Source organism: Streptomyces lasiicapitis (assembly GCF_014646335.1).
GTDB lineage: Bacteria > Actinomycetota > Actinomycetes > Streptomycetales > Streptomycetaceae > Streptomyces > Streptomyces lasiicapitis.
In genome coordinates this window covers 235455-242849 of record NZ_BMNG01000016.1, presented here as the reverse complement: position 1 = coordinate 242849, position 7395 = coordinate 235455, and the positions used below count along the sequence as shown (strand labels likewise).

Annotated in this window: 7 protein-coding genes and 3 pseudogenes; 3 read left to right on the top strand and 7 right to left on the bottom strand. The window is 70.9% G+C overall.

What is annotated here, in order from left to right; genetic code table 11:
* Nucleotides 1-117 (top strand): annotated as a pseudogene (locus IEY91_RS42110) (IS5-like element IS4811 family transposase); the annotation flags it as partial.
* 64 nt (nucleotides 118-181) lie between these two features.
* Here IEY91_RS42110 and IEY91_RS42715 read toward each other — a convergent pair.
* From IEY91_RS42715 to IEY91_RS32785, 4 genes and pseudogenes are all read right to left on the bottom strand, one after another.
* Nucleotides 182-445, bottom strand: a pseudogene (locus IEY91_RS42715) (WD40 repeat domain-containing protein); the annotation flags it as partial.
* A gap of 90 nt (nucleotides 446-535) precedes the next feature.
* Nucleotides 536-2092, bottom strand: a complete 1557-nt coding sequence (locus tag IEY91_RS32795) for a carboxylesterase/lipase family protein (protein WP_189176768.1) — start codon at nucleotides 2090-2092, stop codon at nucleotides 536-538.
* A gap of 73 nt (nucleotides 2093-2165) precedes the next feature.
* On the bottom strand, nucleotides 2166-2579 hold the full coding sequence (locus IEY91_RS32790) for a nuclear transport factor 2 family protein (protein ID WP_189176767.1): 414 nt from the start codon (nucleotides 2577-2579) through the stop codon (nucleotides 2166-2168).
* A gap of 65 nt (nucleotides 2580-2644) precedes the next feature.
* Nucleotides 2645-3304, bottom strand: a complete 660-nt coding sequence (locus tag IEY91_RS32785; protein ID WP_189176766.1) for a TetR/AcrR family transcriptional regulator — start codon at nucleotides 3302-3304, stop codon at nucleotides 2645-2647.
* Between the two features lie 108 nt (nucleotides 3305-3412).
* Here IEY91_RS32785 and IEY91_RS32780 point away from each other — a divergent pair, with 108 nt between their 5' ends.
* Both IEY91_RS32780 and IEY91_RS32775 read left to right on the top strand, forming a co-directional pair.
* Entirely contained in the window at nucleotides 3413-3841 is a 429-nt protein-coding gene (locus IEY91_RS32780) for a nuclear transport factor 2 family protein (RefSeq protein ID WP_189176765.1), read from the top strand.
* A 66-nt stretch (nucleotides 3842-3907) separates the two neighbouring features.
* A complete protein-coding gene (locus tag IEY91_RS32775; RefSeq protein WP_189176764.1) occupies nucleotides 3908-4381 on the top strand; it encodes a hypothetical protein in 474 nt (157 codons plus the stop codon).
* Between the two features lie 57 nt (nucleotides 4382-4438).
* Here the strand turns inward: IEY91_RS32775 and IEY91_RS32770 are convergent, their stop codons facing one another.
* From IEY91_RS32770 to IEY91_RS32765, 3 genes and pseudogenes are all read right to left on the bottom strand, one after another.
* Nucleotides 4439-5977, bottom strand: a complete 1539-nt coding sequence (locus tag IEY91_RS32770) for an ATP-dependent DNA ligase (RefSeq protein WP_189176763.1) — start codon at nucleotides 5975-5977, stop codon at nucleotides 4439-4441.
* Between the two features lie 349 nt (nucleotides 5978-6326).
* A pseudogene (locus tag IEY91_RS42100) lies at nucleotides 6327-6695 on the bottom strand (Scr1 family TA system antitoxin-like transcriptional regulator); the annotation flags it as partial.
* An 89-nt stretch (nucleotides 6696-6784) separates the two neighbouring features.
* On the bottom strand, nucleotides 6785-7336 hold the full coding sequence (locus IEY91_RS32765) for a sugar O-acetyltransferase (protein WP_189176762.1): 552 nt from the start codon (nucleotides 7334-7336) through the stop codon (nucleotides 6785-6787).
* Between the last annotated feature and the right edge of the window lie 59 nt (nucleotides 7337-7395).

Here is a 7395-nt window from a genome sequence, read left to right as displayed (position 1 = left end):
GTCCGTCGCGATCGTCATCGACTCGCAGTCGGTCAAGGCCGCCGCCATCGTCGGCAAGACCGCCCGCAGCTTCGACCCCGGCAAAAAAGATATAACGGGAGGAGGCACATGGTGGTCTTGAACGCCGTCGTTTGGCCCCGTTGTCCTCGCCGCCGGTGGCCAGGGTGCGCCCGTCCGGGCTGAACGCCACCGCCGCGTGCGGGGCGACGCGGGTATGCAGAGTGCGGAGGGGTTTGCCGGTAGCGGTGTCCCACAACTGCACCGAAGGGTCGTTGCTGCTGCTGGTGGCCAGGGTGCGTCCATCCGGGCTGAACACCACCGCCGAGACATAGCTGGTATTGGTGGTGAAGGTGTGGCGGAGTCGGCCAGTTACCACGTCCCACAGGCGCACTTCGCCATCGCCGCTGCCCGCGGCGATGGCGCGTCCGTCCGGACTGAACGCGATCTGGGTGACAGGGTCGTTGTGGCCGTACAGAGTACGGCGGAGTGTGCCGGTGGCCGTGAGCCTGGGGGAGTTGGATCGTGCTGCTTGCTGCTAGCGGTCCATCAGTGGCAGGACCGGGAAGACGTGGTCCTGCCAGATGCGGCGCGAGGTCTCCTCCGGGTACGCGGTCACGGTCGGGTCCGTGTCGAAGAGCTGGACGAGGTGCTGCTCGGGGGCGAACGCGGGCCAGCCCGGGTCGCCGTGGGTGGCGAACGCGGTCCATGCGGTGCGCATGCGGGTGGACAGGGATTCGGCCTCGGGGGACAGGGTTTCGCCGATCAGGGCGGCGGGCTGGCCGCGGTCCAGGTTGCCGAAGACGAGCGGCACGTCGAGGCCGTGGCAGGCGCCGAAGATGCCGTCCATGCCGGGGGCCGTCCAGGTCAGTTCGTAGACGTGGGCCCGGCCGCCCGCGGCGATCTGGGCCTCGGCGAGGTGCAGGCTCGGCATCCGGAACAGCCAGTCGGACTGGACGAGTTCGTGCAGTTCGTCGGGGCTCGCGGCGGGAAAGCCGTCGAGGTAGCGGCGTACGCCGTCCTCGCCGGGGGCGAAGACGCGCAGGGTGTTCGCCGCCTGTTCCTGGGTCACCTGGCCGAGCAGGCCGTCGAGCACGGTGAGCAGCCGCTGTTCGTGACGCGTGTGGCCGACGACGAGCTCGATGTCCCGGCCCGCGCCGTCGGCAAGCGCCTGCCAGGGCGTGACCGGCAGCGTGTCGCCGTCGACGACCGGGGCGTACGGGATCGTCCGGTGCGCGATCGCACCCCAACGCGCCGCCCACTGCGTCATCTTGGCGCCGACCGCGTCCCCCGCGGCGGACAGCCGGGCCGGGTCCACGCCGGACAGTTCGGCCGCCGTGGGCCGCAGCCCCAGCTCGGCGGCGCAGGTCGCGGCGATGTCGGCGGCCAGCTCCGGCGAGAAGAACGTACCCTGCACGCTCTGCGCGATCGCCCGGCCGAAGAGCCCGGCCGCACCCGGCATGGCGAGGAGCGCGGCGACCGAACCGCCGCCCGCCGACTGGCCGAAGACCGTGACGCGGTCCGGGTCGCCGCCGAAGGCGCGGATGTTGTCGCGCACCCACTCCAGAGCGGCGATCTGGTCGAGCAGCCCCCGGTTGGCGGGCGCCCCCGCGAACTGCCCGAACCCCTCAAGCCCCACACGGTAGTTGAACGTCACCACGACGACACCGCCGGTGCGTGCGAGGCAGCCGCCGTCGTACTCGGGAAGGCCGGACATGCCGATCGTGTACGCGCCGCCCTGGATCCACACCATCACCGGCAGCCCCGCGTCCGGGCCCGGCTCGGGCGACCAGACGTTGACCGTCAGCCAGTCCTCGCCCACCGAGTCCCGCGCCAGCGCGGCCATGCCGAGGGCGCCGCCCTGCGGGGGCGGAGGTCCGTACGCCGTGGCCTCGCGCACCCCGTCCCACCCCCGCACCGGCCGCGGCGCGGCGAACCGCAGCGGGCCGACCGGCGGCTCGGCGTACGGGATGCCGCGGAAGACGGCCACGCCGGACTCGCGAGTGCCGCCCAACGCCCCTGCTGCCGTGCGGACTTGGGGCAGTGGACCGGAGGTCTCGGTCGGCTCGGGCGACGCGGGCGGGACAGCGGTCATCACTACTCCCTCAAGGGGCGGGCGGCGGCCCTCCGGATGTTCCTCGCCCGTCGAGCCCGCGCGCCACTCATTTTCAACTCACCAGCTCCGGCGCGAAGTAGTCGCGCAGCCGGGCGATCTTCCCGTCACGGATGCGGAAGATCTGTACGAGGGAGACGGTCACGTCCGCTCCGTCGCTGTCGCCGTCGAAGACCGTGTCGATCTCGGCGATGAAGACGTCGGGGTCGGAGGTGGTGTGCAGGACGTACCCGGACTTCTCGATGTTCGGCACGCGGCCGGCCTTCACGGGCTGCTCGTAGTACGCCGCCATCGCGCTGCGGATCTCCTCGCGCCCCACAAGGCGCCTGGGGAACGCGGCGCCGACGGGCACGAGAGGCGCCTCGAAGACACCGTCCTCGGTGAACTGTTCGGCCAGGGCGTCGGCGTCGCGCGAGATGGTGCCCGCGTAGACGTAGTGCTGGAAGATCTCTTGTGGCGTACGGGACATGACCGTCTCCCGGGGCGTGGGCGGGTGGATGTGGGCGCGGGGGACCACATCATCACAGCGACGCCTCACCCATCGGAGCCGTACCCGGTCGACGCCTCGCGCAGAGCCTTCTCCAGGAGCGCGCCCGCCGCCCAGCGCATGACGTCCTTCGCCTCGTCGGGCTCGAGCCCGCAGGCGTCGCGGGTCGTGATCAGGGCCTCCATGCCGTACACGAGGTTGACGGCCATGGTCAGGCGGTGGTGGAGCTCGGGCGGGAGGGCGTCGGCGAGGGGATCGAGCGCGGTGCGGGTGAGGCCGAGGCGGGTGCGGTTGCGGGTGGGGATCTCGCCCGCGGCGGACCCGCCGTCCTTCTCCTGCCGGAACCAGCGTTCCAGGCTGGCCTGCAGCAGCGCCCGCCACACCGCCTCGTCGCCGAACTGGACGTCGGCCACGCGCGAGACCAGCGTGTCGAGGCGCTCGGCCGGGTCGGACGGCAGGTCGGCGGTGAAGTCGGGGGCGCTGACGAGGAGTTGGGTCTCGTCGAGCAGTTCCTTCGGGCTGGAGAAGTAGCGGTACGCCGTGGCAAGGGACACCTCGGCGGCCTCGGCCGCGTCGGCGATCGTGACCGGCCGGCCCTCGCGGATCAGGGTGACCGCGGCCTCGATGAGTGCGCGGCGCGTACGCAGTTTCTGTCTGCTGCGACCCTCGCGCGCGCCGGTCGCGCTTCCGCTGCGCCCCTCCGTCATGCGAACCCCTTCTTGTCGTGAGAAGCTTTTCTCATTACGGTAACACTGTCTCACGAATGGGCCGCGGCCCGTCCGGCCCGCGGCAGGCGCGACGAGAGGGGGAGCCCCATGAGCTCCATGACGCCCGCGGAGATGGAAGCGCTGATCGAGATCCACATGAAGGCCGAGGAGCGCGGCGACCCGGAGGGATCGGTCTCGGTCTACACCGACGACATCGAGCACGACGTCGTCGGCGACCCCGGCGGCCCGAAGCACGGCATCCCGGCGGCGCTGGAGTTCTACCGGCAGTTGGTCAAGGACTTCCGTGCCGAGAAGGAGGAGCGCACCCACACGTACTACTCCGACAACGCGGTCACCATCGAGAACACGATGACCGGCACGGTCCCGGGCGACTTCCTCGGCATGCCGGGGAACGGCCGCCGGATCTCCTTCCGGATCCTGCACGTGTTCGAGTTCCGCAACGGCCGCGTCTGCCGCGAGAACGTCTGGCTGGACGGCGCGGGGGTGGCGGCCCAGCTGATGGCTCCCGGCAAGTGACCGACTGTGGCGCTTCCCGGACATGGACGTCACCCCACCGACACGGCGGCCGGTCACGCTGACGGCATGACCAACACGACCACGCGTCCTCCGGGGTTCAGAGTGAGCCGGGGCGTCAAGCTGGGCTGGCTCACGGCGCTGCTCCTCGTCGCCGGCACGATCGTCGTCACGATGTTCGCGTACAGCGGGCACTCGCGGGTGACCAGGCTGTACGAGTCGGGGGTGACCGTCGAGGGCAAGGCGATCAAGGTGACCACCGACGGCCAGGACCGCGTCACCGCCATCACCGTCCGCTACCAGCCCAAGGGCAAGCCGCCCGTCACGGCCGAGCTGCCCACCACGCCGAAGCTTCCGCACGCGGTGCAAGGGCGCTCCATCGAGGTGATCTACAACTCGGACGACACCTCCGACGTGCTCAGCACGCCACAACTGCACGCCGTCCAGCCCGACTGGAACCCGCTGTCGGTGCTTGGCTTCGGGATGATGGGCGCGAGCGTGGTCACGTGGGTGAAGGCGGCGCGGCAGCCCAGGAGCCGCTGAGCCGACCCGGGCTCGGCCCCGGACCCGAACGGGCAGGCCCCGGACCCGCACTCGCGCCTACGCCTCGTACTCCGCAAGGACCGTCTCCACCGTGTCCGCCTCCGCCGCCGTCTTGTCCTCGCGGTACCGCACCACCCGCGCGAACCGCAGCGTCACCCCCGCCGGATAGCGCGTGGACCGCTGCAGCCCGTCGTAGGCGATCTCCACGACCAGCTCGGGGCGGACCCGCACCACGAACCCGTCGTCCTCGACGGCGAGTTCACGCAGTCGCTCGGTCTGCCAGGCCAGCATCACGTCGGTCATGCCCTTGAAGGTCTTGCCGAGCATGGCGTACGTCCCGTCCTCGCGGCGCGCCCCCAGGTGCAGGTTGGACAGCTTCCCGGTGCGCCTGCCGTGCCCCCACTCGGCCGCGAGGACCACGAGGTCCAGGGTGTGCACGGGCTTGACCTTGAGCCAGGACGCGCCCCGGCGGCCCGCGCTGTAGGGCGCGTCGAGTCCCTTGAGTACGACACCTTCGTGGCCGCGCTCCAACGTGACCGTGAAGAAGGCGTCGGCGGCTCGGCGGGCGTCGTCGTCCGCAGGGTCGGCCACGAGGGCGCGGCGTACCCGCATCGGCTCCGGAACGAGACGCGCGAGGCGGGCGTGCCGCTCCCGCAGGGGGAGGTCGAGCAGATCCTCGCCGTCGACGGACAGGGCGTCGAAGAAGACGGGGGAGAGGGGCAGTTCGGCCGCGGCGGCGGCCACGTCGAGGCGCGAGCCGACGCGGCCCGCGATCTCCTGGAAGGACCGCGGCCGCCCGTCGCTGCCGAGCGCGATGACCTCACCGTCCAGAATGAACCGTTCGCCCTCCAACTCGCGTGCTGCTCCCACCAGTTCGGGGAGTCGGTCGGTGATGTCGTCGAGCGTGCGCGTATAGACGCGTACGGTGTCGCCGTCCCGGTGCACCTGGACGCGGATGCCGTCCAGCTTCTCCTCGACCGCGCACGGGCCCAGCTTGTCGATGCCCTCGCCCACGGACGCCGCGCTGTGCGCCAGCATCGGCTGCACCGGCCGGCCCACGGTCAGCCGGAACTCGTCCAGGGCGTCGGGCCCGCGCGCGAGCAGCGTTCGCGCCACCGGCGTGAGCGCCCCGGCCAGCATCACCGCGCGCCGCACCTGCTCGGGCGGCGCCCCGGTGGCGCGGGCGAGACCCTCCACGGCCACGGCGTCCAGCGCCCCCTGCCGCACCTCCCCGGTCAAAAGCCCGAACAGCAGCCGCTGTTCGTCATCCGTAGCCGCACCCAGCAACTCCTGTACGAGCCGCCGCCGTTCACCCTGCGCGCCCGCGCCCGACACCCCGGCGAGGGCGGTGAGCGCGGCGTCCACGTCCCCTACCGTCAGCGTCGGCGCGTCCGCCGGGGGGACCGGGTCCTTGAGCGCGTTCCAGCCCACGCCGATCCGCCCCTGCGGGAGCCGTCCGGCGAGGTAGGGGATGACGAGCGGCACGTCCTCGGGCTCCGCCGCCCGGAACAGCTCGGCCATCAGCTCGATCTTCCGCGACCGCGCGGACGTCGCGGCCACCCCACTGGACACCTCCGCCACCCGGACAAACAACATGCCGCCATCCTGCAACGCGGTACCCGATCCCGCACGGCGCGGGACGCGGGGTGTGCGCTGTGGAAGGTCTGTACTCGTGATCGCATTGCCGACGTGGAGCTTCGAGCGCGCGAGGTAGCGATCCACTACGTGGAGCACGGAGCCGACCGTCCGGTGCTGGTGTTGCATGGGGCCGGGTCGACCACCGCGAGGCCGAGGCCTGCTTCGAGCCGGCCTTCGCCGGTGTTGCGGGGTTCCGGCGGATCTGTCCCGACCTCCCCGGAACGGGCCGGACGGCGGCGCCGGAACGGCTGCGTGGCGCCGAGGACGTCCTCGACACGCTGCTCGACTTCGCCAGGCCGGAGGAGACAAGTTCGACGTGAACCGTGTCGCCGTCGCCGTAGATCCCGAATGCGGGCACGGGGAACATTTCCAGCCTCGCCGTGGCAGGGACGATCCCCAGCGTGAGGGAGGGCAGGTCGATGTCACGGAGGATGCGATCCACCTGAACTCGCATGACCTCGGGTCCGCCGATGTTCGTGTAGAGGGCCTGTTCACCAAGGATGGCGTGGCCACTCCTGCCACGGTACTGACCTGGCCGCTGCGTTCCTCCCTGCTCGCACTGGGCGATCGCCTCCAGCGTCCTGCGGTGGTCGGCCCAAGGTCTGCCACGGCGGCCGACGTTGGGGGCAGTAGGGGTTGGATGTGGTCCCGCTGCTGGTCGGTCAGCCGGGCGCAATGGGGCATGGGGATCAGACCGCAGACCTCGCCTCCGGCGTCCTCGTCCGGGCCGCTCGAGGATGCCGGAGGCCGGTGGCCCGGCCGGGTTCAGCCGATCGTCTTGATCACCCGGGCGGGGACTCCCGCGACCAGGGTGCGGGCAGGAACATCGCGAGTCACCACCGCGCCGGCAGCTACCACCGCCCCGGCACCGATGGTCACTCCCTGCAAGATCACGGCAGACGCCCCGATCCAGACGTCGTCCTCGACGACGATCGGGGCGAAGGAGAGATACTCGCGACGCTCGGCGAGGGGCAGAGGGTGGCCCCCGGTGATGAGGCTCACCTTCGGGGCGATCATGACACCGTTGCCGATGCGGATCCCGCCCTTGTCCATGAACGTGCATCCCTGGTTGACGAAGACGTTCTCTCCGAACGTCGTGTTCAGCCCGAACTCGGTGAAGAACGGCGGGTAGATCGTCACCGACTCCGGGAGTAAGCCACCGAACACAACAGAAAGTAGTTCAGCGCGACCTTCGCTGTCACTGAACGGCAGCACGTTCAGCCGAGACGTCGCGTCAGTCACTTCCGCGATTCGCTCCACATGGCGTGCGAACTCGGGCGTCTGTACGTAGAGGACCTGGTCGGTGCGAGGAGACATGCGGCGATCCCACCACTCGCAGATCGCGCGATCAAACAACCTCATGACCTACCAGCCAC